Origin of the sequence: Rhizobium sp. rho-13.1, from assembly GCF_007000305.1 — a bacterium.
Lineage (GTDB): Bacteria > Pseudomonadota > Alphaproteobacteria > Rhizobiales > Rhizobiaceae > Rhizobium > Rhizobium rhododendri.
Genome location: NZ_SCFL01000002.1, coordinates 644963 through 670480, shown reverse-complemented (window position 1 = coordinate 670480; position 25518 = coordinate 644963). Strand labels below are relative to the sequence as shown.

The 25518-nt window shown below is 61.5% G+C and carries 23 protein-coding genes; 10 read left to right on the top strand and 13 right to left on the bottom strand.

Features of this window, described 5'->3' with window-relative positions:
- Positions 1-65: 65 nt before the first annotated feature.
- The 4 genes from purD to EQW76_RS09660 all read left to right on the top strand — a co-directional run bounded on the left by purD (position 66) and on the right by EQW76_RS09660 (position 4868).
- Positions 66-1337, top strand: a complete 1272-nt coding sequence (purD, locus tag EQW76_RS09675; RefSeq protein ID WP_142824467.1) for a phosphoribosylamine--glycine ligase — start codon at positions 66-68, stop codon at positions 1335-1337.
- 115 nt (positions 1338-1452) lie between these two features.
- Positions 1453-1899 (top strand): plant virulence effector HPE1-like domain-containing protein, encoded by a 447-nt coding sequence (locus EQW76_RS09670; RefSeq protein ID WP_142824155.1) that lies wholly within the window; start codon positions 1453-1455, stop codon positions 1897-1899.
- A 385-nt stretch (positions 1900-2284) separates the two neighbouring features.
- Positions 2285-4102: a methyl-accepting chemotaxis protein gene (locus EQW76_RS09665; protein ID WP_142824154.1), complete on the top strand. Its 1818-nt coding sequence runs from the start codon at positions 2285-2287 to the stop codon at positions 4100-4102.
- A 169-nt stretch (positions 4103-4271) separates the two neighbouring features.
- Entirely contained in the window at positions 4272-4868 is a 597-nt protein-coding gene (locus EQW76_RS09660; protein ID WP_142824153.1) for a histidine phosphatase family protein, read from the top strand.
- A gap of 32 nt (positions 4869-4900) precedes the next feature.
- Here EQW76_RS09660 and glyS read toward each other — a convergent pair whose 3' ends face one another.
- From glyS to EQW76_RS09630, 6 genes are all read right to left on the bottom strand, one after another.
- Complete coding sequence (glyS, locus tag EQW76_RS09655) at positions 4901-7135, bottom strand: glycine--tRNA ligase subunit beta (protein WP_142824152.1); 2235 nt, start codon at positions 7133-7135, stop codon at positions 4901-4903.
- 1 nt (position 7136) lies between these two features.
- Complete coding sequence (locus tag EQW76_RS09650; RefSeq protein WP_142824151.1) at positions 7137-7592, bottom strand: DUF559 domain-containing protein; 456 nt, start codon at positions 7590-7592, stop codon at positions 7137-7139.
- 215 nt (positions 7593-7807) lie between these two features.
- Entirely contained in the window at positions 7808-9742 is a 1935-nt protein-coding gene (locus EQW76_RS09645; RefSeq protein ID WP_224129853.1) for a DUF2207 domain-containing protein, read from the bottom strand.
- A 48-nt stretch (positions 9743-9790) separates the two neighbouring features.
- Positions 9791-11065: a 3-phosphoshikimate 1-carboxyvinyltransferase gene (gene aroA, locus EQW76_RS09640; RefSeq protein WP_142824150.1), complete on the bottom strand. Its 1275-nt coding sequence runs from the start codon at positions 11063-11065 to the stop codon at positions 9791-9793.
- A 95-nt stretch (positions 11066-11160) separates the two neighbouring features.
- The gene (locus EQW76_RS09635; protein WP_111217668.1) at positions 11161-11712 is read right to left on the bottom strand and encodes a LemA family protein; all 552 of its coding nucleotides are present in this window, start codon (positions 11710-11712) and stop codon (positions 11161-11163) included.
- Positions 11713-11806: 94 nt separating this feature from the next.
- Positions 11807-12766 carry a glycine--tRNA ligase subunit alpha gene (locus tag EQW76_RS09630; RefSeq protein ID WP_142824149.1) on the bottom strand — a complete coding sequence of 320 codons (960 nt, stop codon included), beginning with the start codon at positions 12764-12766 and terminating at the stop codon, positions 11807-11809.
- A gap of 104 nt (positions 12767-12870) precedes the next feature.
- On the opposite strand from EQW76_RS09630, the gene EQW76_RS09625 reads away from it, so the two are divergent.
- Positions 12871-13146, top strand: a complete 276-nt coding sequence (locus EQW76_RS09625; RefSeq protein WP_142824148.1) for a hypothetical protein — start codon at positions 12871-12873, stop codon at positions 13144-13146.
- Between the two features lie 414 nt (positions 13147-13560).
- On the opposite strand, the gene EQW76_RS09615 is transcribed toward EQW76_RS09625, so the two are convergent.
- From EQW76_RS09615 to EQW76_RS09600, 4 genes are all read right to left on the bottom strand, one after another.
- Positions 13561-13752 carry a hypothetical protein gene (locus EQW76_RS09615; RefSeq protein WP_142824147.1) on the bottom strand — a complete coding sequence of 64 codons (192 nt, stop codon included), beginning with the start codon at positions 13750-13752 and terminating at the stop codon, positions 13561-13563.
- An 18-nt stretch (positions 13753-13770) separates the two neighbouring features.
- Entirely contained in the window at positions 13771-14634 is an 864-nt protein-coding gene (locus EQW76_RS09610) for a S49 family peptidase (RefSeq protein ID WP_142824146.1), read from the bottom strand.
- Between the two features lie 180 nt (positions 14635-14814).
- Positions 14815-16563 carry a DUF3857 domain-containing protein gene (locus tag EQW76_RS09605; protein WP_161990940.1) on the bottom strand — a complete coding sequence of 583 codons (1749 nt, stop codon included), beginning with the start codon at positions 16561-16563 and terminating at the stop codon, positions 14815-14817.
- A gap of 362 nt (positions 16564-16925) precedes the next feature.
- Entirely contained in the window at positions 16926-17609 is a 684-nt protein-coding gene (locus EQW76_RS09600) for a ParA family protein (protein WP_142824144.1), read from the bottom strand.
- Between the two features lie 379 nt (positions 17610-17988).
- On the opposite strand from EQW76_RS09600, the gene EQW76_RS09595 reads away from it, so the two are divergent.
- Positions 17989-19326: an Nramp family divalent metal transporter gene (locus tag EQW76_RS09595; protein WP_142824143.1), complete on the top strand. Its 1338-nt coding sequence runs from the start codon at positions 17989-17991 to the stop codon at positions 19324-19326.
- A 64-nt stretch (positions 19327-19390) separates the two neighbouring features.
- Here the strand turns inward: EQW76_RS09595 and EQW76_RS09590 are convergent, their stop codons facing one another.
- Both EQW76_RS09590 and EQW76_RS09585 read right to left on the bottom strand, forming a co-directional pair.
- Positions 19391-20164, bottom strand: a complete 774-nt coding sequence (locus EQW76_RS09590; RefSeq protein ID WP_142824142.1) for a methyltransferase — start codon at positions 20162-20164, stop codon at positions 19391-19393.
- An 8-nt stretch (positions 20165-20172) separates the two neighbouring features.
- Entirely contained in the window at positions 20173-20403 is a 231-nt protein-coding gene (locus tag EQW76_RS09585) for a DUF2007 domain-containing protein (RefSeq protein ID WP_142824141.1), read from the bottom strand.
- Between the two features lie 108 nt (positions 20404-20511).
- On the opposite strand from EQW76_RS09585, the gene EQW76_RS09580 reads away from it, so the two are divergent.
- The 4 genes from EQW76_RS09580 (at position 20512) to moaB (ending at position 24949) form a co-directional block, all read left to right on the top strand.
- Positions 20512-21528 carry a polyprenyl synthetase family protein gene (locus tag EQW76_RS09580; protein ID WP_142824140.1) on the top strand — a complete coding sequence of 339 codons (1017 nt, stop codon included), beginning with the start codon at positions 20512-20514 and terminating at the stop codon, positions 21526-21528.
- A 119-nt stretch (positions 21529-21647) separates the two neighbouring features.
- Entirely contained in the window at positions 21648-23483 is a 1836-nt protein-coding gene (locus EQW76_RS09575; protein ID WP_142824139.1) for a tetratricopeptide repeat protein, read from the top strand.
- A gap of 6 nt (positions 23484-23489) precedes the next feature.
- Positions 23490-24398, top strand: a complete 909-nt coding sequence (locus EQW76_RS09570; RefSeq protein ID WP_142824138.1) for a 4-(cytidine 5'-diphospho)-2-C-methyl-D-erythritol kinase — start codon at positions 23490-23492, stop codon at positions 24396-24398.
- Complete coding sequence (moaB, locus tag EQW76_RS09565) at positions 24395-24949, top strand: molybdenum cofactor biosynthesis protein B (protein ID WP_142824137.1); 555 nt, start codon at positions 24395-24397, stop codon at positions 24947-24949. The genes EQW76_RS09570 and moaB overlap by 4 nt, the downstream gene beginning before the upstream one ends.
- A gap of 17 nt (positions 24950-24966) precedes the next feature.
- Here moaB and EQW76_RS09560 read toward each other — a convergent pair whose 3' ends face one another.
- On the bottom strand, positions 24967-25488 hold the full coding sequence (locus tag EQW76_RS09560) for a glycosyltransferase family A protein (protein WP_142824136.1): 522 nt from the start codon (positions 25486-25488) through the stop codon (positions 24967-24969).
- Positions 25489-25518: the final 30 nt, after the last annotated feature.

The following is a 25518-nucleotide window of genomic DNA, read 5'->3' as shown; positions in this document are numbered from 1 at the left end:
ATTGCCGCTTGACCTTTGCGGCAGGGCTGCTTAACCGCCAAGTTCTGGCAACAAAGGGGCAGGCGATGAAAGTTCTGTTGATCGGATCGGGCGGACGCGAGCATGCGCTGGCCTGGAAGCTGGCGCAATCGCCGCTGCTGACCAAGCTTTACGCCGCTCCCGGCAATCCCGGCATCGCCGAGCATGCCACGCTCGTTGCCGTCGATACGGAAGACAACGACGCCGTTGCTGCGTTCTGCCTGTCGGAAGCCATCGATTTTGTCGTCGTCGGCCCTGAGGCGCCGCTGGTCGCCGGTCTTGCCGACCGCTTGCGCGAGGCCGGTATCGCCGTCTTCGGCCCCTCTGCCGCCGCCGCCCAGCTCGAGGGTTCCAAGGGTTTCACCAAGGACATCTGCGCCCGCTACAACATTCCGACAGGCGCCTATCAGCGCTTCGACGATGCCGGCAAGGCGAAGGCCTATATTCTCGCCGAGGGCGCGCCCATCGTTGTCAAGGCCGATGGCCTTGCTGCCGGCAAGGGCGTCACCGTGGCGATGACGCTGGACGAGGCGATTGCGGCCGTTGACGACTGTTTCGACGGCGCCTTCGGGTCGGCGGGTGCGGAAGTCGTCGTCGAAGCCTTTCTCGATGGCGAGGAAGCAAGCTTCTTCTGCCTCTGCGACGGAACTCACGCTTTGGCGCTGGCCACCGCCCAGGACCACAAGCGCGTCGGCGACGGCGACACCGGCCCGAACACGGGCGGCATGGGCGCCTACTCGCCCGCCGCAGTGATGACGCCCGAGCTGATCGAGCGGACGATGAAGGAGATCATCGAGCCGACGATGCGTGGAATGGCGACAAGCGGTATGCCGTTTTCCGGCGTATTCTTTGCCGGTCTGATGATCACCGCAAAGGGGCCGGAACTGATCGAGTACAATGTCCGCTTCGGCGATCCGGAATGCCAGGTGCTGATGATGCGGCTGAAAAGCGATCTTCTGCCGCTGCTGCTCGCTTGCGCCAACGGCACGCTCGACAAGGCGACCGCCGAATGGAGCGACGATGCGGCGTTGACCGTCGTCATGGCCTCGAAGGGCTATCCGGGCGCCTATGAGAAGAACTCCGTCATCGCGGCCCTGCCCGCAGACAGCGACGGTGCGAAAGTGTTTCATGCCGGGACAGCTTTGAAGGACGGTGCGCTGGTCGCGACCGGAGGCCGGGTGCTGGGAGTGACGGCAACGGGCAGCAGCGTCGGCGAGGCCCAGAAGCGCGCCTATTCGCTTGCAGAGCAGGTGGTCTGGGACAGCGGCTTCAGCCGCGCCGATATCGGCTGGCGGGCAATCGAGCGCGAAAAGGCCTGACTGGACGGCTCTTTCCTGCCCCAAATCCGCGTTTCCGATAAAGTTTTACCGATTCCCCTGACCGGATGGAAACAAAGGCGCGCTAATCTCCTCGCAGTATCCGATGGAGAGTTTCATGCGTCCCACGATCCTGAGTGCAGCATTCGTTTTGATCGGCAGTTCTGCCATGCTGATCGGCAGCTCCGCGATGGCGTCGTCGTTCCTGACGCTCGACGGCGCGACCCGCACCAGCGGCGACAGCATCCAGGCGAAGGTCTGCGTCGATTGCGCGCCGATCAAGCAGGAGGTCGCCAAGAAAAGCTATGTGGTTCCCGAACTCCCCGTGGGGACGCAGACGACCGTGGTGCGCCAGATCAACGGCGAGCAAAAGGTCGTCCGCACCGAAGCCTGGCTGGGCGGATCGCCGGTCGTATTCATCAGTAAGGCGTCGCCGGAAGCACTGGCCGCAGCCGGGGTATCGCCTGACGGCATCGATCGCAGTGCGATGACGGCAGCGATCGCCGCAGCCACGCCACCGGCCAAGCCTCTCGACACCTCGGATTTCCAGTTGCGCCTTCAGTAGCCCGCTCATTCCCCTCCCCATCGAACTCCAGTCGATAGGGGTGCGCCGCAAGGCAGACAGATGCGTCCCTGAAGAGAAGCAGGGGCGCATTTTTGTGTTCGCAGATGCTGGAGAGAATTGCTGCTGGTCACTCCATATTCGTGCAGTATTCCCGGCGGGAAAACGGTCATATGCGCGGTTGGGGTGACAATCGCCGGGATTAAAGCCGATAAAAGCCCTAAATATTGACAGCTTTAAAGCATTGTTAGGTGAACGCGATGCAACTTCGCCGTACCGGAAGCAGCATGTGACTTCAGCAGCAACAGATGCGCCATGATCGACGGCGCAGGATCAAGCGGTAGGATACCGCACCGGGATAATCGAACCTATTCCGTTGCGAGGCCTGATGAAGAACCTGCGAATTTCGACCCAGCTGATGATGCTGGTTACCGGCCTGATGATCGCCTTTGCTGGCGTCACCTACTATCAAATCCAGAGTTCCGCGGCAGCCATCTACCACGAGCGCTATGCACTGCTGCGCACGCAGGTCGAGTCCGGGCTGTCCATTCTCCAGCAATATTACGATCGCGAAAAAGCCGGTACTCTGACGCACGAGCAGGCGCAGACGCAGGCATTCGACGAGCTCTCCCATATCCGTTTCGAACCGGATGGGTACCTCTTTGGCTATGACGACGACGTCGTCCTGAAAATCCACTACGATCCTTCCAAGGTCGGGCTGAGCAACAAGGGCAAGCCGGATCCGAAAGGCAACATGTACCGCGACGAACTCGTCAAGGTCGGAAAGGCCGGCGGTGGCGTCGTCGATTTCTACGGGCCCAAGCCACAACAGCCTGCCGATGCGTTCTTCCGCAAGAGCGCCTATGCCAAGGTGTTCACGCCGTGGCACATCACGCTTGCGACCGGCGTCTACATGGACGACCTGGAAGCACAGGTACGGGCGACGATCTGGCAAACGCTGCTGGTCGGCCTCGTCGTCTTCGTGATCGCCATCGCAGCGGCACTTTATGTGATCCGCAGCATCTCCGGGCCACTGGCCGATGTACGCGGCGCACTGAATGCCGTCGCGGACGAAGACGTTACCCTTACGATCCCGCACACCGGCCTGCACAACGAAGTCGGCATGATGGCGAAGGCGACACAATCGCTGCAGCAGAAGATCCGCGAGCGGCATGCACTGGCCGAACTTCAGGAAGCCCAGGAACGACAGATCAGTGCCGAGCGTCAGGAGAACGTTCGCCATCAGCAGGACCAGGCCGACTTGCAGGCACGCGTCGTTGCGACCATCGGCGAATCGCTCGAACAACTGGCGAAGGGCGACCTGACCATCCGCTGCGGCGACCTCGGCACCAGCTATGCCGGACTGCGCAACAACTTCAACGAAGCCCTGTCGCATCTGGAGGCGGCAATGAGCCGCGTCAACTCCAAGGGCAACGACATCGGCGTCTCGAAGGAAGAGATCCGCCGCGCCTCCAACGAACTGTCGCAGCGCACCGAACGCCAGGCCGCCAGCCTCGAGGAAACATCGGCGGCTCTCGATGAGCTCACCGTTGCCGTCCGCCAGACAGCGGAAGGCGCCCATGAGGCCAGCAAGCGCGTCGACACCATCAGCGTCGAGGCCTCGCGCAGCGATGGCGTCGTGGCACAGGCGATCGGCGCCATGAGCGGCATCGAACAGTCGTCCACGGAGATCGGCAAGATCATCGGCGTCATCGACGAGATCGCCTTCCAGACGAACCTGCTGGCGCTCAATGCCGGTGTTGAGGCTGCACGCGCCGGTGAAGCCGGCAAGGGCTTTGCCGTGGTCGCCCAGGAGGTCCGCGAACTGGCGCAACGCTCAGCAGCGGCCGCCAAGGAAATCAAGGAGCAGATCGCCCGGTCCTCGACGCAGGTCGAGCACGGCGTGCGCCTGGTCGGCGACGCCGGCGAGGCGCTGAAGCGCATCTCCGGCCAGATCAAGGCGGCCAACGAGATCGTCTCGAAGATCGCCCACAGCGCCTCCGAACAGGATACGACGCTGCGCTCCATTTCAACGGCCATGAACCAGCTCGACGCCGCCACCCAGCAGAACGCAGCCATGGCGGAAGAAACCACGGCTTCGGCCGAAACGCTGGCCAGCGACACCGAGGAGCTGCTCGACCTGATCCGCGGCTTCCGCATCTCCGATGGCCGCCCCACCATGCAGCAGGCCCGCCGCGCTGCCTGATGCCCGGAAAAATCGACGATCTTTCCACAACCGCCGGAGCGATCCGGCGGTTTTTGCCTGCGGTGGACCTGTCGCGCACATCACGTTATCGGCAGTTGACTTGGCAGCACCGCCGCCGCGATATGGGGTTATCGGATGCGACAGCCGCAGATGAGCGAAAGGTAGCGACATGAGCAGTGCATGGCCTGAAATCACCCTGGTGCGGCACGGCGAGACGGCGTGGAGCCTTTCCGGACAGCATACGGGCCGGTCCGACATTCCGCTGACCGCAGCAGGCGAAGCAGCGGCCGTGAAACTGGCCGACCGGCTGCAGGGCCAGCATTTCGACGCCGTCTGGTCGAGCCCGTCCATGCGCGCATCGAACACCTGCGCCCTCGCCGGTTTTGGTGACCGGCGGGAGATCAAGGCGGACCTGGCGGAATGGGACTACGGTGCCTATGAAGGGGTGACGACGAAGGACATCCTGAAGACAAGTCCGGACTGGCATCTGTTTCGCGATGGCGCCCCTGAGGGCGAAGCTGCCGCCGATGTCGGTGCGCGGGCAGACAGCATCATTGCCGCATTGCGGGCGCGAAACGACCGCGTGCTGATCTTTTCCAGCGCCCATTTCCTGCGTGTGCTCAGCGCCCGCTGGATCGGCCTGCCGCCAGAAGGCGGCGCGCTGCTGGTTCTCGACACGGCGAGCATCAGCGTGCTCGGATACGAGCACGACCTCGGGGAGCCAGTCATCCGCCGCTGGAACCAGACGCAAATTTTTATGTACTGATCGGCGGCTCACCGGGGCCGCCGATAGTTAATCTAGCCGGATATCTTTGAGAAATCGGCAACCGTGCCAGTGGCTTCGCGGATCAGGCGAAGCAGCGCCAGGCGGTTGCCACGCACGGCAACGTCCTCGTCGTTGACCAGGACATCCGTGAAGAACCGGTCGACGGGCAGGCGCAGCGTCGACAATGCCGTCATCGCCGAGCGGAAGTCCTCCGTGGCGATAGCGGAAGACGCCTCCCCGGAGGCCTTGGCGACGGCCGAAAACAGATCCTTCTCGGCATCGAGCGTCAACAAAGCCGGGGTCACGGCATCGGCGACGACGGTACCCTTCTTCTCCTCGGCCGCTAGCAGCTGAGTTGCGCGCTTGGTGCCGGCAAGCAGGTTCTTGCCGTCTTCCGAGGTGATAAAGAAGGTCAGGGCCTCGACGCGGCGGGCCACCATCAGCAGGTCGTCCGTCTCCGGCGTCAGCACCGCATCGATCAGGTCGTAGCGGGCGCCCTGATCGCGCAGGTAGACTTTCAGCCGGTCATGGAAGAACGACAGCAGGTCGCGCTCGCGCGCCAGCATCTGCTCGCCGTTCGCATGGCCGAACTTCATCAGTCCGTCCGGATGCTCCTGCATCTGCTGGCGGAGGCCGGCCATTTCGACGGATTCGTCGACTATCGCCATATGGTCGCTGAGATAGCGCATGATCGGCAGGCGGATGCGCTGTTCGAGCACGATACGCACGACGCCGAGCGCTGCGCGACGGAGGGCGTAGGGATCCTTGGAGCCAGTCGGCTTCTCGTCGATCGCCCAGAACCCGACGAGCGTGTCGAGCTTGTCGGCTAGCGCCACGGTCAGTCCGACCTTGTCATGCGGCAACCGGTCAGACGGGCCGTTCGGCTTCCAGTGATCTTCGATGGCAGCAGCGACAGACGGGTCCTCGCCCTGGAGAGCCGCATATTTCCGGCCCATCAGCCCCTGCAACTCCGGGAATTCGCCAACGGCTTCAGTGCGCAGGTCGGCCTTCGCCAGCACGACGGCGCGGTCTACGAGGCCTGCATCGGCACCGGTCACCGCTGCCAGTGCTGCAGCGAGCTTGCGGATGCGCGCAACGCGCTCGCCCTGGCTACCGAGCTTGGCGTGGAAGGTGACGTTGAGGGCATCGAGCTTGGCCATGCGCTGGTCGAGCGGCTTGCCAAGGTCCAGGTTGAATTTTGCGGCCGACGCCTGCAGCGTGTCGAGGTCGGGAAGATCGCCCTGGTCGCGCTTCCAGAAGTGCAGCGCGTCGGATAGCCGGGCGCGCACGACCTTGCCGTTGCCGTGGATGATTTCCGCGCCACTGTCACTGGCCTCGATATTGGCGATCAGCACGAACTTGTTGGAAAGCGTCTCGCTGCCGTGGGGACGGGTGACGAAGCACTTCTGGTTGGTTTTGATCGTCAGGCGGATGATTTCGGAGGGGATCGTCAGGTAATCCGCCTCGAACTCGCCCATCAGCACCTGCGGCCATTCGACGAGGCCGGAAACCTCCTCGAGCAGGGCTGGATCGTCGACCAGTTCCAGTCCGCTGGCAAAGGCCAGGTTTGCTGCATCGGCAGCGATGATTTCCTTGCGGCGCTCGGCGTCGAGGATGACCTTGGCTCTCTCCAGGCCGGCAACATAGTCGTCGAAGCGCTTGACGGTGATCGCTGCGGGCGCGTGGAAACGGTGGCCATAGGTGACGTCGGAGGCGACGATACCGTCGATCTCGAAGGGAATGACGACAGTGCCTTCGTGCTCGGTACCGAAGGTGCAGACAATCGACTGCAGCGGGCGGACCCAGCGCAGCGAGCCCGGCTTTGCGGAAGCGGCACCCCAGCGCATCGTGTTCGACCACGGAAAGCTGCGGATGATGCCGGGCATGACATCGGCAATGATCTCCTCGGCAGCGCGACCGGGTTTGGCGATGATGGCGACGTAGAACTCGCCCTTCTTGGGATCGCTCTGGATCTGCGCCTCGTCGATGGACGACAGCCCTGCGGCGCGCAGAAAACCTTCGATCGCCTGGGCGTTGGCATCGCGACGGGGGCCCTTGCGCTCCTCGCGGACATCGGCGGAACGCGCGGTCAGTCCGCGAATATCGAGTGTCAGGCGCCGGGGAGTCCAGTATTCCCGCGCACCCTCGTAGGACAGGCCCGCATCGACCAGGGCGTCGGTGACAAGCTTCTTCAGGTCTCCCGCGGCCTTGCGCTGCATGCGGGCTGGAATTTCCTCGGAGCGAAGTTCAAGCAGGAGATCGGGCATGTCAATATTCCTCACCCTCCCCGAGAGGTGGAGGGTCGGCACTCAGTGCCGGGGTGGGGTGAAAACGGTCGGCTTCTGCTAGCAAAATTTGTCGCTGCTGCACAATGGCAAATATGGTGTCGAGGACCGCGTCAAGCTCGGAGAGGACATCGGCATTCCAAAATCGGATAACTTGATAACCTTGGCTTTCGAGGAAACTCGTCCGTTCGAGATCGTAGCGCCCGGCGGCGGCTTCAGCATGCTGGCTGCCGTCCAGCTCGATGATCAGACCGATCTGATGACAGGCAAAATCCGCAAAGTACTTACCGATAGGGACCTGCCGTCTGACATGCGTACCCTCAATGGGGATGCGCCAGAGATGGCGCCATAACTTTACCTCCGCATCCGTGGCATCAGCGCGGAGCCGACGGCTGTTGGCCACCTTAAAACGGCTCAGCTGTGAAGGCTTTTTTGGCATGCTTGGCTCCCTTTGACGCGCTGCACGGCGAGCTTGCAAATGGCACACCCTCCCCTTGAGGGGGAGGGTCGGCGCGAAGCGACGGGGCGGGGTGATCCGCCTCACAAACGGGTATGGCCCCTGGTTTCAACAACCATCACCCCCACCCGCGGCTTCGCCGCGACCTCCCCCCTCAAGGGGGAGGTAAATACTGCCACTTACCGCGCGCCCTCAACTCACCAGCCGCCGCCGCCTCCACCGCCGCCGCCACCTCCGGATGAGCTGCCACCGCCGCTGCTGGAGAAGGCGCTGTCGGAGGTGGAGACGGGAGCCGGGATCGTCGAGGCTATGGTCGAGGCCATCGATGAGGAGAAGCCGCCGATGCGGTCCGAGAAACTGTCGGCACCGAAGCTGCCGCCGTACCAGCCTGGCGCGTAAGCAACGCCGCCGATGGCGGCTGCGGCAAACCAGCTCTCGAAGCTTTTAGTCCAGGGCTTTTCGACGCCGAGCGCCACCGCATAGGGGAGCAGCGTTTCGAAATGCTTCGGCGACATGGTCGGAGCGCCCTGCATGTTCATCCGGTCCTTTTCGGCGAGCGTCAGGTACTGCCGGAGCCCGGCGATGCCATCCATCACCCTGGCGCCGAGGGCAGTCGGCGCGCCCATCAGGAAGAAGAAGACGCAATTGGCAGCGAAGATGCCGATGATCGCGACCGTCAGCGGCAGGTCGCCGACGATGGCGGGCGACGAGGTCTGCGCAGCGAAGAGGATGGCGACGACAGAGACGGCGACAAAGGCGATGAAGGCAAAGACCAGTACCGCGAAGACCTTGCGCACCGTGCCTGCATTGGGACGGAACGACCTTCCAATGAAGGCGGCGACCGCGACGCCGAAAACCGACAGCATGCCGGGCACGATGATCAGCGGCATTGCATTTTCGTGCAGCCGGCCGAAAACGACGATGCAGACGAACACCACCAGCGACAGCACGATGCCACCGAACGTGTAGAGCGCGTTGCTCTTGTAGTAAGCGTCGCGATGTTCCTTCTCGATCGCGTCGCGGAACGCCTCGCCGGTTGCCTGAACCTTTTCGCCGTGGGCCTTGTCGATGACCAGCGCGTCGTCCTTGCCGCCAATCGCGTTCAGCAACGTCTGCTCGCCGGCATCGAGCTTGCCGGCTGCAGTTTTGGCCGTGCGGCGGATGACGATGCTGCTGTCAAGATCTTCCAGCACGACGTAGCCGTTGACGGCGAGATTGAGCGCGGCGGAGGACAGTGCGGTCCAGCCGCCGGAGGAAAAGCCGCGATTGTCTATATAGTTGACCAAGGCTGGCGAGGTTCCTTCAGGCGCATCCCAGCGGGGTACGACGACACCGCGGTCGGGGTCGCGGCCAACCTTGACCCAGCTGCGTCCATAGTACGCCAGCACCAGCAACAGGCCGATACCGGCGATGATGAGGTCGCTGTTGTCGCGCAGGAACCAGGCGCGCTGCTGGTCGACGCTCGGAGCATCGACGGCGCCCTTTGCCAGCTTGATGGCGATCGTCAGGCCTTCCTTTGGGGCCAACGGCCGGGTGGTCTCGAAAACGACATCGCTGCCGTCCTCGCTGACCCGGGCATTCCTGCCCTTTGATCCAAGCGGCCCGGTGGCAAAATCGAGACCCTGCGGCCTGACACCTTCGGGCAGCATGACCGTTGCCGACGCCTGTTGGATCGGGAACACCCATCCGGTACCGGTGACGTTCCAGTACAGCTCGTCGTAGTCGTCGAAATAGCGGGTCTGGCGGTTGGTCTTGTAGGTGAGCTGAAATTCATGGCGTCCGGGGCTGAGGGTGACGTCGGCAGACCCGATATAAATGCGGATGCCGCCTTCGATACTCTCGCTGCGCCATTGCTCAGGGCTGCCATCGCGGCTAACCGATTGAACCGTAAGATCGACGGTCGCTGTCCTGCCGTACGCATCCTGGAACGTCAGCGGGAAATCGCGGAAAATGCCATGGCGGATATCGCGACCCTCGGCATTGACGCCGATTGTCTCGGTCACCTGCATCGAGGCGTCCTTGTCGAGGATGATGGCCTGCTGGAAGGCGGTGATGACCTCCTGCGCCGATGCAGCCCCGGTAACGAGCAGCCCAAGACACAGCAGACAAAGACGTGCGGCAATCCGTATCACGATGCGTTCCCCCGAACCCAGTGTAGCGCGCGCCGCGAAACGGTTTCGCTAGCTGGCGTCGTCCGTATAAGTCACCCCCAGCGATGCCAGCACCTGCCAGTAATCAGGGAATGTCTTGGCAACGCAATCGGGATCCAGAATGGTAATCCCGTCGATAACAAGACCAGCCAGCGCAAAGCTCATCGCAATGCGGTGATCGGCAAAGGTATCGATTTCCGCTTCCAGACGCTGTCCGGCGAGGCTCGGATCGGCAGCAACGATCAGGTCGTCGCCCTCCTCCGTCGCCAGCCCTTCGCGGATGGCGTTCAGGCCGGTCGACAGGGCGCGGATACGGTCGCATTCCTTGACGCGCAGGTTGGCGATACCGACGAACCGGACCGGAGTTTCGTTGAACGCGGCCAGCACGGCGATGGTCGGGATGGCGTCCTGCATTTGCGATCCGTCGATGACACCAGGCATATGCGGAAAGGCCGAAATCACCGCATGGGCCTTGGCATCCGGCTGGGTAAATGCGTCTGCCGGCGTGCCGATGTCGATGGCCCCGCCGCTGAGCACTTCGGCACCCCAGAGATAGGTGGCCGCCGATGCATCTGGCTCGATGTGGAAATCGGTTGCCGTGTAGCCGGTCGGTTGAATGGTCCAGGAGACGCCGTCGCGCTGCTCTACCTTCGCTCCGTAAGCCTGCATGACATCCAGGGTCAGGTCCACATAGCCGCGCGCGCCGATGTCTGCACCTGCAAGGGTTACGGTGACGGGCTGGTTTGCGCCCGGCGATGCCAGAGGTGCAGCCATCAACAATGCCGAGACATATTGGCTGGAAAGGCCGGCATCGACTTCCACCCGGCCAGAGCCGAAATGGCCGTTGCCACGCACTGTCACAGGCGGGCATCCGGTCGGGGCTTCAACATCGATGCCGAGCGATTTCAATGCTGTGACCAGCGGTCCTATAGGCCGTTTACGCATATGCTGGTCGCCATCGACGACCACGGTTCCAGCAACGCTTGCCACAGCCGCCGTCAGGAAGCGCGTCGCAGTGCCGGCATTTCCAAGAAACAAGGGCTTTTCGGGCGCAGACCACACACCCGTGCCGGTGACGATGAAAGTCGTGCTATCCGGTTCCTCGACGCTGACGCCCATGGCGCGCAGCGCATCGGCCATGTATCGGGTATCATCGCTTTTCAACGCGCCGGTCAGCCGGCTGGTGCCCTTGGCGAGGCCGGCCAACAGCAGCGCACGATTGGTAATGGACTTCGATCCGGGCGGCACGGCGCGACCGGTGAGCGGCTTGCCCGGCGGAATAATCGTGAGTTTTGCTCTGCCCATCGTCAATCTCTTCCATCTGCCAACGAAACGGTAACCCGGCAACAGGTTCTATCGCCTCCATATCCGTCGCAAAACCATTCCGAAAGGGGAAAGATCTAGAATTTCACGGATGGAACGGCGCGATCGGCTTCATTGGTGACCTCGAAATAGGGACGCTTGGCAAAACCGAACGGGCCGGCAACGAGATTGTTCGGAAAGCTCTCGACCTTGACGTTCAGATCGCGGGCAGCGCCGTTGTAATAGCGCCGCGCCATCTGCAACTCGCTCTCCATCGTTTCCAGCGAGGCCTGCAGCTCGGAGAAATTCTGGTTGGCCTTGAGGTCCGGATAGGCTTCGGCCAGCGCCATGACCCGGCCGAGAGCTTGCCCGAGCAGCCCTTCGGCGACACCGCGAGCGGCGACATCGCCTGATGGCACGGCCTGCGCCTGGTTACGCAGGGAGACCACCTCCTCCAGCGTCGATTTTTCGTGGGTGGCATAGCCCTTCACGGTTTCGATCAGGTTGGGGATCAGGTCGGCGCGGCGCTTCAGCTGCACGTCGATGCCGGACCAGGCTTCTTCGGCCACCTGCCGGGCACGCACCAGACCGTTGTAGACAAAGATCACATAGATCGCGGCCAGCACAGCCACGCCCAGAATAATGTACATCGTCAAGCCCCCAGAACGACAGAGAAGTGCGCCGGACCCTATGCGTTCCCGGCGCCGATGTCATGCGTCATTTCAGGGTCGATCTACGAGCGGTTCAGGCCGCCTGCATGACGTTGGCCCCGCCAGCATCGGTCAGCAGGAAGGCCTCGCCGCAAGCCTTGGCGAGCGTTCTCACACGCAGGATGTAGCTCTGGCGCTCGGTGACCGAGATCACGCCGCGCGCATCGAGCAGATTGAAGACGTGGCTGGCCTTGATGCACTGGTCATAGGCCGGGAAGACGCATTTGTGCAGGACCCGTTTGTCGCCCTCGCCCGGCGCGCCTGATGCCAGAAGCGCCAGGCACTCCTTCTCTGCGTCGATGAAGTGGCGATGCAGCATCTCGGTGTTGGCGAACTCGAAATTGTGGCGCGAATACTCCTGCTCCGCCTGCAGGAAGACGTCTCCATAGGAGATCTTCTCGTCGCCCTCGCGGCCGTTGAAATTGAGGTCGTAGACGTTATCGACGCCCTGCACATACATGGCCAGCCGCTCGAGACCGTAGGTCAGTTCGCCGGCGACGGGTGCGCATTCGATGCCGCAAATCTGCTGGAAGTACGTGAACTGCGAGACTTCCATGCCATCGCACCAGCACTCCCAGCCGAGACCCCAGGCGCCCAGCGTCGGGCTTTCCCAATCGTCCTCGACGAAGCGGATGTCGTGCAGCAGCGGATCGAGACCGATGGCGGCCAGCGAGCCGAGATACAATTCCTGCAGGTTCGGCGGGTTCGGCTTGAGGATCACCTGATACTGGTAATAGTGCTGCAGGCGATTGGGGTTTTCGCCGTATCGGCCATCGGACGGGCGGCGCGACGGCTGCACATAGGCTGCCTTCCAAGGCTTCGGACCGAGCGCGCGCAACGTCGTCGCGGGATGGAAGGTACCGGCGCCGACTTCCATGTCATAGGGCTGCAGGACCGCACAACCCTTATCCGCCCAATAGGCATGCAACGTCAGGATCAGCGCCTGGAACGAGCGCTTCGGGTTCATGTGATCGGGAATGGCTGCAGCCGTCATGATGGGGATCCGAATTGCGGTAAGAAGCGCGACTGGTGCCATGGGAGGGGACAGGGGTCAAGATAACAAGTATAGAGAAACACCGGCTTCATCGGAGAAGGACAATGAACGTCAAGACAGAGATTACCCTTACCGAAGACTATTTGCGCTATGCGGAACGACTGGTCGAGGAGGGTATCTATCCGTCGATCTCGAGCGTGGTGGAAGCTGGCATTGCCCGGATGATGCTTCAAAATGAAACTTCCGCCGAAGATCCTGTGGGACTGACAGATGAAATCCGGCGACGGATGGCCTTGCCTGTCGGTGACTGGTTACCGTGGGACGGCGCTGACATGGCCGAGCGCGTGAAGAAAAAGCTGAGCGCGCAACACAACATGTAAGGCCATCCATGCGCTATACGATCCGTAGGCACCCGGCGGTCGAAGACGATCTTTTTTGAGACCGTTTCGATGATTTCGGACTATGCCGGCATTGCAGTCGGACTGGCAAAGACAGATGAAATCGTGAATTTCATTGCGTCGCTCGCAGACTTTCCGAAAATCGGCACCGTGCGTGACGAAATCTATCCCGGGTTACGCGCTATACCGGCCTCTGAAAAAGCAGTTGTTTGTTTCACCGTCGACGACCCAACACGCACTATCCTAATAGTCTGCATCAGCTATGCAGGAGCCGATTGGGTTTCGCGGGTCCGGCATCGGCGCTAGCGATGCACTCGCGGTGCAGCTAGCCTGGTCAATCATTTGGCACTGCACGCATTTCGCAGGTTTGATCCGGAACTAGCATCCCGCGACCCGCTATTCCTCGTCCCTCTTCAGCCGGTATTCGCCCGTCAACGGATCCTTGACGAGCGTGCCCATGGCGCCGGTGCTGCGCTCGCGCTCCTGGCGCTGCGACTGCTGTTGCAGCCGCTGCGCCGCGTTGATGAAGCGCTTGTAGATCAGCCAGCAGACGCTGCCGATAACGATGATGAAAATGAGCTGCGCCATGCCGGGGCTGTTCCGTTGTTATAATCCGTATCGGCCCCATAGTGCCTTTTCTTCTGCGGCTTCCGCAAGCCCGGATGCAAGACCTGCGGCAATGCTGTCAAGGCCGGGCAAGGCGATGCTTGGCGCCTTTCTTCCGAACAGGCCGCGCGACGACGAGACGAGCTCGATTTTCGTCTTTTCGCCATAGCGTTTCTTCAGCTCCTGGCGCATTTCGCCGAGGCCGTCGATGAGGCCGAGCTCCAGTCCCCTTGTTCCCGTCCAGAACAGGCCGGAGAAGATCGTATCATCGTCCGCCTTTATCAGGCCGGCGCGGCGCTCGCGGACCATGTCGATGAAAATCGTGTGGATCTCGAGCTGCAGGCTCTTGAGATAGTCGATGTCCTTCTCCTTTTCCGGCTGGAAAGGATCGAGGATCACCTTGTTGCTGCCGGCGGTGTAGACACGCCGCTCGACGCCGATCTTCTTCAACAGTTCGGGAAAACCGAAGCCGCCGGAGACAACGCCGATAGATCCGACGATCGATGTCGGGTCGGCGATGATCTCGTCGCCGGCGAGCGCAATCATGTAGCCGCCGGAAGCAGCCACATCCTCGACGAACACGAGCACCTTCTTCTTCTTCTCGACCGCGAGGTCGCGGATGCGATTGTAGACCATGCGCGACTGGACGGGCGAGCCACCCGGCGAGTTGATGACGATGGCAACCGCAGGTGATGCCTTCATCGAAAACGCCTTGTCGAGAGCGTGGCCGACACTGGCCAGATTGAGGGCTGGCCGGAAAGGGCTGCCACCTGCCATGATCGTGCCGCTGAGGCGAACAACGGGGATCACCGTCCCCTCCTTGCGAAATCGCTTCGGCAGCAGTCGTCTCAGCAGTCCAGCCATCGTCAAACCCTTGTTTTGGTCCCGTTCAAGTCACAAGCATGTATGAATTGAAACGGCAAACACAATGGCTGACGGGACGAAAGCGGGGGAAGAGCGCAGCGCGCCCTGATTTGCAGGGTGACTGGCTGCAGATTTGTGGCGTTCTGCGCAAGCGGTGGAGCAATCAGATTACGGAGCGGATCAAGGATGGCATTTGGAGCTGTCTGCACTCGTCTCGGGAGATCCGATCTGTCTGGCGCCTGTCGTCACGATGGCTGTAAAGTCGTTCTGCGCTGCATAGATAAGGCGCTCCAGATCGGCGTAGGCGGAAGGTTCGAGCTCTCTCGCCTTCAGGACAAGTTGACGTTGGACGACCAGGCAATCTTCCTGGCGTTGGTAGATCGCCTTGTAAGACCCAACTTCGTTGCTGATATCGACATCCCTGGGCGCAGTAGCAATCCTGAAAGAGGCGGGCATGGCGACGCTATAAGCCCAGTTGAGATCACGAACGGGCAACTCCATGGGCGTAAAACGCCTGCCCTTCCGGTCGAGAAACGATCGCAGCTCATCGATCGGATCGAACAGGGGCGGCGATGGCAACACGAACGCACCGCCCGCCGGGTCTATTCCATGGGGACTATGCCAGTCCATCGTCAGTTTGAAAGGATGATCCATGTCCTCCGGCCCGCTCGTCACAAGCCGGCCAAAGCCGCCTTCGGGCGTGTTTCGGAGCTTGCGGTCGATCCGGCGGTTGTTTTCATCGGGGTTTTGCAGGGCCGAGCGGAGCGACATTTCGATGCTTGGTGACATCGTCGCGGTCGCCTGGCCGAGGATGGTTCCGTCGTCGTTGATGCGTATGGAGCCTTTGGTGACGAATTGCTCGGTTTCAGGCGTCATCTCAGGCGTGCGACGAACCTCGGAATGCTCGCCAGCGACAATGGCGAGCTTGCCGCTCAGTCCCTGATCGAGGACACCAAACGGGGTGAAGGGGCTGGTCGGGTTGGCGAAGACATCGAAGTCGGGCAGATAAATTATCGCGTGATTGATCTCGTAGGGCGACCAGAGCGGAAGCGGTCTGGCCCGATTGCTCCAGTCGATGAGTGCCGGCTGGGAGCGGATGCCTTCTGCAGAAAGAAGGGCTTGCATCAACGTAACGTGGTCTTTGCAATCGCCATAACCGTTTTTCAAGATGGTCGCTGCGTCATGCGATTCGTAGCCGTCGTCATCGCTCATGTAAACGGCGAGATAGCGGATGTTCTTGGCGCACCAGTCATAGATGGCGCGTGCTGCGTCGAGCCCCCTGCGATCTCCGACGATACTCTTGGCGAGCGCGTCGATCTCTGCCGTGACAACCGGCTTGCCCTTGTTGACGCGGTAGTAGATGTCGCCGGCTTCGTTGTAACTGCGCAGCGAGGTGCCGAGAAACAGCGGCTCGAACTCCACGAGGGAGGCCATATGCTGCTCTTTGTCACCGGCCGAGACGTTCCGCAGGCTGGCGTCGGCGACGATATGACGAATGCCGTTCGCCGTCGTGTCGGAGACTGCGAAACCACCCTGGCTGGCGATGGTGAAGGGAAGTGTGGCAGGCATGTCGATGACCACCTGCTCGTTGGCGTCTCGAAACGGGTCGAGCCATGCCGCCGGGTTGAAGCCCATCAGGGACGGTTTGGAGACGACTTCCTCGATCTCGTAGTGAACATGGCTGCCGGTCGTCACCGCAGGCATGACAACCGTTGTCGTCAGCGAGGATACGAAGCCCGGCGCGTCGCGCGAGGCGGCACTTGGACGGGTGAATATGGCATCCGGTGCCGGTTCGTGACGAACGCCGTTGGGTCCATCGACCCACCCTTTTATAAAACGAAACGACGTTCTGGCAGGGTCATATGTCATTGCAAACTGCGACAGATCCTTGATCTGCGCTTGCTTTTGCACGAAGTCGTCGATGACCATCGTAAACTTGTATGTATAATCCGACGCGACTTTGTAATGAATGCTTTCAACCCTTTCAATGGGTTGGTCGGCATGACTTTCTCGGGCGAGGACTAGAATACTCGCTGCGCACAGAAGCGTTTGGACGGCAAGATTTGCCAAGGTGCATGAGCGCGACGACCGGGAAGGCAAATCGTTTTTCATTGCAATCACCTTCGTGGACGACGAGTGGGCAGGCGGCATGCCACAAGCATCACCCCGATATTAGGCGAAAATGAAATCAGGCTGAAGGTAGCGCAAGTGCCTCCTACTCCCGTGGCGAAGTAGGTAGCGCGGTCCGGACTTAGGCGATTGATCCGTAACTTTTACGCGCCCCAGCCTTATCAGCTGGCCGCCAGCGCGCGGGTGGTGGAGTGGTTTGGGTGGAGGGCTGCGTTGAGGGCGTATTGGCTGAAGCGTGCGATGTCGGCTTTGAGGAGGGATGCGGCGCTCTCGGCAGCGACTTCAGTGTGATCGATGCATCGCGCTTTGCCGGTTGCCACGACTTGCTTTGGCGGGTCTTGGAAGGACACTGGGAATGTTGCGAGGCCGCGGCGGATCAGTTGGCCGGAAATCTCCAGATGCACGCGTGGACTGATGCTGTCGTGGCTGGCGAGGAAAACTGCACGGCGCAGAGGTTGCGAGCGGTGGGAGGAGAGTATGTCGAGGAGCTCGATTGTCCTTACGAACGGAGCGGCGTCCGGCTGATGGGGGAGGAAGGGAATGAGCACGAGATCCGCCATGGCAAAGGCGATCGCGGCGATCTGGTCCCCGGCACCGGAGAGGTCGATGACAAGATGTTCATGGGTTCGGGCGAGGGCTCTGGTCTCCTCGATGAACTGCCTTCCGCAAACCGGATTTCGCACCGATGTGTCGCGCGGAAATTGCAGGTGGGTTTCCAGAGCAAACCGTTCCAGGCAGTCGTAAAGTGCGGCACCAAACCCCTCGTTCAATAGTTCGTTCGCTACGGCAGCGGCAGCGCGCCCTCCGATTTCCGACCGGCTATTTGCAAAGCAGATGATTGCCAAAGATGCCCCTTCCCGGCCAACCCTTGCGAACATGGGGCGCAGGGGTCAAGGACGCGTCTTCATGACTGTTTGATGACGAATATATGACGTATAAATTATTAACAATAAATATAAACATCTTGCCAATAGCTGAATACCGACACGATTTATGGCCTTGTAGCGCTGTTATCCGGCGTTATCGCACCACGCGCCGCGCCCACCGAAGCCGATGCGCGCGCTATCCCTCCGCCCCCGATCAGCCTGACCATCACATCGCTCTGCTGCCGCAAATGACCCCGCCACGGCAAATTTTCTCGTCACATAAATTTCTTGTTGCGAATGACTTGCATTATCATTCTAAACAACTAGTCTTGCATTGCAGCATACAGACGAGGACACCATGGACGCGATCAAACCGAAAACCGATGCCGGCTGGCGGCAGGACAGCCTCGACCTCAGCCTTGCCGACGTGCATGGTTCGGTGGACACCCAGAAGAGCGGATCGAAGCTGCGCCGGATGATGGCGTTTGCCGGGCCGGGCTACCTGGTGGCGGTCGGCTACATGGACCCCGGCAACTGGGCGACTTCGCTCGCGGGCGGCTCGAAATTCGGCTATGCGCTTCTCTCGGTGGCGCTTCTGTCCAACCTGATGGCCATCGTGCTGCAGGCTCTGTGCGCCCGGCTCGCCATCGCCAGCGGCCGCGACCTGGCGCAGGCCTGTCGCGATGCATTTCCGCGCTATGTCGCGGTACCGCTCTGGGCACTCGCCGAAATCGCCATCATCGCCACCGATATCGCTGAAGTCATCGGTACCGCCATCGGGCTCAACCTGATCTTCGGCATGCCGCTGGAACTGGGCGTGCTGCTGACGGCGCTCGACGTATTTCTCATTCTCTATCTGCAGCGGCTCGGTTTCCGCTGGATCGAGGCACTGATCATTACCCTGCTTGGCGTCATCGCCTGCTGCTTCGCCTTCCAGATCGCCCTTGCCGATCCGGATTGGGGCGGCGTCATCCGTGGCTTCCTGCCGACCACAGACATAGTCCGTAATCCGGAAATGTTGTACCTGGCACTCGGCATCCTCGGGGCGACCGTCATGCCGCACAATCTCTATCTGCATTCAGGCATCGTACAGACCCGCAAATACGGCAAGACCCTGCCGGAAAAGCGCGAGGCGCTGACGTTTGCAACGATAGACTCGACGGTGGCGCTGACATTTGCGCTGCTGATCAACGCTGCGATCCTCATCCTTGCCGCTGCCGCCTTCCATGCCCACGGCAAGACCGACGTGGTCGAACTCGGCGATGCGAGCTCGCTGCTGGCGCCACTGCTGGGCATGGCGATTGCGCCGACCCTGTTCGGCATTGCTCTTCTCTGCTGCGGCATCAATTCGACGGTGACCGCGACGCTGGCAGGCCAGATCGTCATGGAAGGCTTTCTGCAGATCAGGCTGAAGCCGTGGATCCGCCGGGCAGTGACGCGCGGTCTGGCCATCATCCCGGCCTCTATCGTCACCATCTGGTTCGGCGACGAGGGTACGTCGGAACTGCTGATCCTGACCCAGGTGGTGCTCAGCCTGCAGCTTTCCTTCGCCGTCTTCCCTCTGGTGATGTTTACCTCCGACAAGGCGAAGATGGGTGCCCTGGTGGCTCCGCGCTGGCTGAGTGCAATTGCCTACCTGATTGCCTTCGCCATTGCCCTTCTGAACATCAAGCTACTGGGAGACATCTTCTTCTAGTAATTCCAGCAAACGCGCTGAGCGGTTTTGCGTCCGGAAATGCGTGAAAACAAAGAAAGACCCGTTACCGTCGACGATAGGCAATGCGTCCGTTGTTGAGGTCGTCGACGAAAGGCATGAACTGGTTGCTGCCTTCCTCGTGCATGACGAGCGGATAGCGCAGCGCCAGGCGGGCCCTCGATCCCTTGATAGCGGTCGCCAGGATCCGCACCGCACTTTCGCCGTTGCGCGGGTGGATGGCGGTGATCTCGATCCCGCCGAAACGCCGGCCGCAGGCAGCAATGATCTCGCCCATCGATTCCGGACGGGCAATCAGCGAAAGCTGGCCGCCAGGGACCAGGATGGCGCTGGCTGTGCGCAGCCAGGTCTCGAAAAGGCCTTCCGTCATGGCATGCGCCTCCGCCCTGAGGGGGTCGGGCGTCAGCCGATCGCTGCCGTCGTTGAAGGGCGGGTTCATGATGACGTGGTCAAATTTGTTGTCGGCAAGGCCCACAGCATTGCGTCGCTTGCCTGTCAGCGTGACATCGGCACTGACGACCGATATCCGGCCGGCAAAACGGCTGTTTTCGGATAGCGCGAGGCTCTTTTCGGCAAACTCGACCATTTCCTGAGAGCGTTCGAATAGTGTGACCTCGGCACGCTCGAGGCGTGAGGCAACGGCAAAACCGGCAGCGCCGGCACCGGCGCCGAGATCGGCAACCCTGATGGCGCGGCTGTCGTCAACGAGTGAGGCTAGCAGCATGGCATCCATGCCGGAGCGATGTCCCCGACCCTTCGGCTGGACGATATGGAACGCGCCGCGATGAAAAGCGTCGATGGTTTCGCCGGGTTCGTTCATCGCCGCTCTCAGCGCCGCTCGGCGCGCAACTCGTCGCCAAGGCCGGCGTCTATCAGGATGCGGCGGGCCTCGATGGCGCGGTCCCCGTCGACCAAGAAGCGACGCGGCAACATGCCGAGCGAGCCTTCGAGAATGCTCATTGCCTCATCGGCAACCATGCAGCGGATACCCGCATCCTTCATCAGGCTTTCGGCGAATGAAAGCGTGACGGGATCGTTGGTGCGTATCAATTCGTGCATGAACCTGGCGTTTCCTGTCAATTTTGCGCGACCGGACAATTCGCCCCTTGCCGCGTCCCCTGCCCCTTCTTATTGTCGTTTTCACAAAATGAACAGGAGTTCGGGACGTTGGGCGTCGTGATACCGCTTGAAGAAAGCAAAAACAGACTGGCCTCCGTCAAGCCGCTGGTCGACCTGACCAAGGCAGATATGGAGCGTGTCAACCAGTTGATCCTTTCCAAGGCTGGATCCGATGTGCAGATGATCCCGGAGGTCGCGGAGCATCTGATTTCCTCCGGCGGCAAGCGTTTGCGGCCGATGCTGACGCTCGCCTCTGCAGCGCTTTTTGGCTACAAGGGCGAAAACCACGTCAAGCTGGCGACCTCTGTCGAGTTCATGCATACGGCAACGCTGCTGCATGACGACGTGGTCGACGAGAGCGACTTGCGCCGTGGCCGCTCCACGGCCCGCATGATCTGGGGCAACCAGGCGAGCGTGCTGGTCGGCGACTTCCTGCTCGGCCAGGCATTTCGTATGATGGTGGATGTCGGATCGCTGGAAGCGCTCGATGTGCTGTCGACGGCGGCCTGTGTCATTGCCGAGGGCGAAGTCCTGCAGCTGTCGGTCGCCAAGAACATGGAGACCACCGAGGACGACTATCTCTCGGTCATCCGCGCCAAGACGGCGGCGCTTTTTGCAGCGGCTGCGGAAGTCGGGCCGATCGTTGCAAATGGCGGCAAATCCGGCCGCAATGCGTTGAAATCCTACGGGACCAATCTTGGTCTCGCCTTCCAGCTGGTTGACGATGTGCTCGACTATGGTGGCAAGGCCGTCGATCTCGGCAAGAATGTCGGCGACGATTTTCGCGAGGGCAAGATCACCCTGCCGGTCATCCTCGCCTATCGCCGGGGCACCGAGGAAGAGCGTGCCTTCTGGCGCGACGCCATAGAGAACGGCAACAGCAGCGACGCCAATCTCGAAAAGGCCTTGGGTTTGATCACCAAGTACGGCGCCCTCAACGACACCATCGGACGGGCCGTCCACTACGGCACGATTGCGCGAGATGCCCTGGCACCGTTGCCGGACAGCCCCGGCAAATCGGCCCTGATGGAAGTCATCGACTTCTGCATCGAGCGCGTTAACTGACAAGCGACGAGCTGTATTTCTTGCGGGGCCGCTTCAAAAAAGCCATCCTGTTGTGAATCAGTGCTGAAAGAATGCATGGCGCGACCGGCTTCCGGTTGCCCTCCAAGAAAGGTTCTCTAATGCGGCAAACACTTGCCATTCGCTTGCTTTCGAGCGCAGCTCTCGCCGCGTTCATTTCGGTGACTGCGATCAACGTGCTGCACGCTGAGGATGCGTCCAAGAAGGCAGTGGATGCGAGCGATACGGTGACCTTCGAGCCGGACCGCGTCGATACCTTTTCCGGCGCCTTTCTTGCCGCCCGCACGGCCGATGTCGACCATGACTACATCAACGCCATAGCGCTCTACAAAAAGGCGCTGATGATCGAGCCGGGCAACCCGGAAATCCGCCAACGCCTGATGATTTCGCTGCTGCTCAACGGCAATATCGACGAAGGCGTCAAATATGCCAACGAACTGAAGTCCGACCCGACGGTCGAGCGGATCACCACAATCGTGCGCGGCATGGACGCCATGCGCCGCCACGATTACAGCGCAGCCCAGGCTATCCTCAAATACACCGGCCCGAACGACCTCGACCGGATGATGAACGGGCTGCTTGCCGCCTGGGCGCAGGTCGGCGCCGGACGCGGCAAGGAAGCGCTGGCGATGGTCGACAAGATGCAGGGGCCGAACTGGTTCGACATCTTCAAGAACTACCAGGCCGGCACCATCGCCCTTGTCATCGGCGATACCAAATCGGCTCGCACGCACCTCAACAGCGCCGTGCTCGACAAGGACGGCGGCGCCACGGCACCGGACACCTACATGCGCGCCGTCATGGCGCTTGCCTCGCTCGAAGCCAAGGAAGGCAACAAGCAGAAGGCGCTGGACGCAATCTCCGTCGGCGACAGCATGATCAGCAATTTTGCGCCGCTGAACGCGCTGCGTGACAGCATCGGCAAGGGTGAAAAGCCGGAGCAGGCCGTGACCAACGCCTCGCAGGGGGCCGCATCCGTGCTGTTCTCCGTTGCCGCCGCGCTAAACCGCGATGGCGCCGAAGACGTGGTATCGCTGTACCTCGAGACGGCGAATGCGCTGGACCCGAAGAGCTCGGACACGCTGGTGCTGCTCGGCGGCATTGCCGAAAAGCAGGACCAGATGGACCGCGCCATCGCCTTCTACAAGCAGGTGCCGCCGGGATCGCCAATGGCCCGTATCTCTGAACTGCAACTCGGGCTGGCGCTGGCACAGGGCGGCAAGTCCGAAGATGCGCTCAAGCACCTGAAGTCGCTGATCGAGTCCGATCCGAAGGATATCCGCAGCTACCTTGCCTATGGCAACGTGCTGTCTCAGGCCAAGAACTACCAGGCGATGGCCGACAACTATGACAAGGCTGTTGAGGTCATCGGCCCAGTGCCGACCAAAGCCGACTGGAACATCTTCTACCAGCGCGCTATCGCTTATGAGCGCCTGAAGAAGTGGGACATTGCCGAGCCGAACTTCAAGAAGGCGCTCGAGCTAAACCCCGACCAGCCGCAGGTGCTCAACTATCTCGGCTATTCCTGGGTCGACATGAACCGCAACCTCGACGAGGGGCTGGCGATGATCAAGAAGGCTGTCGATGCGCGACCTGACGACGGCTACATCGTCGATTCGCTCGGCTGGGCCTATTTCCGCCTCAACCGCTTCGACGATGCGGTCAAGGAACTGGAACGCGCCGTGCAGCTGGAAGCCGGCGATGTCACCGTCAACGACCATCTCGGCGATGCATACTGGCGCGTCGGGCGTCGTCTCGAGGCCGTCTACCAGTGGAACCGGGCGATTACCTACAAGCCGGAAGAGGCCGACCTGCCGCGTCTGAAGGACAAGATCGCCAACGGCCTGCCGCCGCTCGACGACCCCAAGGCTGCGGAGAAATCCAAGCCGCCGGCAGCAGTCCCGGCCGAGACCCCGCCAGTCGACAAGAAATCCTGACGACCGATGCCATCGATTTTTGACGCGGGCGCCTTCGACCTCACGGAAGAGGCGCCCGCGAAAATCAACCTTGCCCTGCATGTGACGGGGCTTCGGGACGACGGTTACCATCTGCTCGACATGCTGGTGACTTTTGCCGATCATGGCGACCGGCTGGGGTTCAGCGCCGCCGATGCGGACAGGTTCGAGATATCCGGACGGTTCGCAACGTCTCTTGGCCCGCAGGAGCAATCCACTAGCAACCTCGTGATCAGGGCTCGCGATCTTTTGCGGCAGGCATCTGGCGGCAGTGCACCGCCGGTCCTGATTCATCTCGAGAAAAGTTTGCCCATCGCCTCCGGCATAGGTGGCGGCTCGGCCGATGCCGCTGCGGCCTTGCGCGGGCTGATGCGGCTTTGGAATATCAATCTCACGCCGGATAAGCTGAAGGCTCTTGCGCTGCAACTCGGGGCTGACGTGCCGATGTGTCTGACGAGCCGGCCACTGATCGCCCGTGGCATCGGCGAGGAGATCGACGTGCTACCGGACTTCCCGTCCTTCGGCTTGCTGATCGGCAACCCTCTGGTCGGGGTATCGACACCGGCGGTTTTTCGTCAGTTGACGGAGAAGAACAATCCACCGTTCGGTTTCGAACACCGGCAACTGCAGAGTAGCACCGAGTGGCTTTCCGTGATCGACAGCCTCCGCAACGATCTAGAGCCGCCGGCGCGTGCACTTTGCCCCGAGATCGGCGAGCTATCGGTATTAATGGCCGGGCAACGACCCAGGCTCGTCAGGATGTCCGGCTCTGGTGCCAGCTGTTTTGCCCTGTTTGACGATCCGGATGCAGCCAAGGCTGCGGCCGCTTCGCTTCACAGCCACAGGCCGGACTGGTATTTTCAGGCAACGCAGACAACCGCAGGAGATCTCCGATGACAGGCTCTACGCAACAGCGGCCTTTCGTGCCAGTCGGCATTGCCGTGCTCACCGTCTCCGACACCCGCACAGCCGAAGACGACAAATCCGGTGACACTCTGGTGGGGCGCATTGCAGACGCCGGCCATTGGTTGGCCGCCCGCGCCATAGTGCCCGACGATATCGCACAGATCCGCGCTACCGTGGAAGCCTGGACCACGGACCCCGCCGTCGATGTGGTGATCACCACCGGCGGCACCGGCTTTACCGGCCGCGACGTGACGCCGGATGCGCTGGAGCCGCTGTTTGAAAAGCGCATGGAGGGTTTTTCGGCGGTCTTCCATCGCATCTCCTACGACAAGATCGGCACGTCGACGATCCAGTCGAGGGCGACGGCAGGGCTGGCCAATGCCACCTTCATCTTCGTGCTGCCGGGATCGCCCGGCGCCTGCAAGGATGCCTGGGATGGCATCCTGAAGGCACAGCTCGACTACCGCCATATGCCGTGCAATTTCATCGAGATCATGCCGCGCCTGGACGAACACCTCAAGCGCGGCGGACAATCCGTCTGATCAGAGAGGCTGCGTGCTCAGCGCAGCGAGCGCGCCGCCACCCAGGACGGGATGATCTCGCTCGACAGCTTTCCGGGCTTCTGGCCCTTGGCAAGTTCTGCCAATGTCATGCCGCTTCTGGCAGCGGCCAGAGCTTGCGCCTTTGAAATGAGGAAGCCGAACTCCAGCGGCGACACCGCCCGGCCGATGCGCTGCAGCAACGGCCGCCTGTATCCACGCGAGGCGGTGAAGCGGGCGGGCAACTTGTTCAGCGCCATATACTCGCCGATCTCGTCTATCCAGCCGGCCTGCGGGCGCGCGCCGGGCTCCACCAGCAGCAGCCATTCGCCGCGTGCGGAGCGCAGGATTTCGCCGATATCCCATTCGGTATGATAGCGGCAGCCGGCGGCATCGGCAACGCGCTCGGTGCCATCGCTTGAGCCATGGTCGAGAACCACGACGTCACAGACCAGGCCCTCGATCGCACCCGCGACGAGGGACGCAAGTGTCTGCGCCAATTCGGGTTCCTGGTCCCGGCATTCGATTATGACTGTCAACATCGCTCGTTTATAGTGCGGTGCATAATCGAA

Coding starts and splice junctions, on each gene's coding strand:
- moaB (WP_142824137.1), top strand. CDS start 24,395: ATGACAGGCTCTACGCAACAGCGGCCTTTCGTGCCAGTCGGCATTGCC.
- EQW76_RS09665 (WP_142824154.1), top strand. CDS start 2,285: ATGAAGAACCTGCGAATTTCGACCCAGCTGATGATGCTGGTTACCGGC.
- aroA (WP_142824150.1), bottom strand. CDS start 11,065: ATGGGCAGAGCAAAACTCACGATTATTCCGCCGGGCAAGCCGCTCACC.
- EQW76_RS09575 (WP_142824139.1), top strand. CDS start 21,648: ATGCGGCAAACACTTGCCATTCGCTTGCTTTCGAGCGCAGCTCTCGCC.
- EQW76_RS09590 (WP_142824142.1), bottom strand. CDS start 20,164: ATGAACGAACCCGGCGAAACCATCGACGCTTTTCATCGCGGCGCGTTC.
- EQW76_RS09630 (WP_142824149.1), bottom strand. CDS start 12,766: ATGACGGCTGCAGCCATTCCCGATCACATGAACCCGAAGCGCTCGTTC.
- EQW76_RS09650 (WP_142824151.1), bottom strand. CDS start 7,592: ATGCCAAAAAAGCCTTCACAGCTGAGCCGTTTTAAGGTGGCCAACAGC.
- EQW76_RS09635 (WP_111217668.1), bottom strand. CDS start 11,712: ATGTACATTATTCTGGGCGTGGCTGTGCTGGCCGCGATCTATGTGATC.
- EQW76_RS09660 (WP_142824153.1), top strand. CDS start 4,272: ATGAGCAGTGCATGGCCTGAAATCACCCTGGTGCGGCACGGCGAGACG.
- EQW76_RS09610 (WP_142824146.1), bottom strand. CDS start 14,634: ATGGCTGGACTGCTGAGACGACTGCTGCCGAAGCGATTTCGCAAGGAG.
- EQW76_RS09560 (WP_142824136.1), bottom strand. CDS start 25,488: ATGTTGACAGTCATAATCGAATGCCGGGACCAGGAACCCGAATTGGCG.
- EQW76_RS09615 (WP_142824147.1), bottom strand. CDS start 13,752: ATGGCGCAGCTCATTTTCATCATCGTTATCGGCAGCGTCTGCTGGCTG.
- purD (WP_142824467.1), top strand. CDS start 66: ATGAAAGTTCTGTTGATCGGATCGGGCGGACGCGAGCATGCGCTGGCC.
- EQW76_RS09595 (WP_142824143.1), top strand. CDS start 17,989: ATGGACGCGATCAAACCGAAAACCGATGCCGGCTGGCGGCAGGACAGC.
- EQW76_RS09570 (WP_142824138.1), top strand. CDS start 23,490: ATGCCATCGATTTTTGACGCGGGCGCCTTCGACCTCACGGAAGAGGCG.
- glyS (WP_142824152.1), bottom strand. CDS start 7,135: ATGCCCGATCTCCTGCTTGAACTTCGCTCCGAGGAAATTCCAGCCCGC.
- EQW76_RS09605 (WP_161990940.1), bottom strand. CDS start 16,563: ATGGTCATCGACGACTTCGTGCAAAAGCAAGCGCAGATCAAGGATCTG.
- EQW76_RS09585 (WP_142824141.1), bottom strand. CDS start 20,403: ATGCACGAATTGATACGCACCAACGATCCCGTCACGCTTTCATTCGCC.
- EQW76_RS09625 (WP_142824148.1), top strand. CDS start 12,871: ATGAACGTCAAGACAGAGATTACCCTTACCGAAGACTATTTGCGCTAT.
- EQW76_RS09670 (WP_142824155.1), top strand. CDS start 1,453: ATGCGTCCCACGATCCTGAGTGCAGCATTCGTTTTGATCGGCAGTTCT.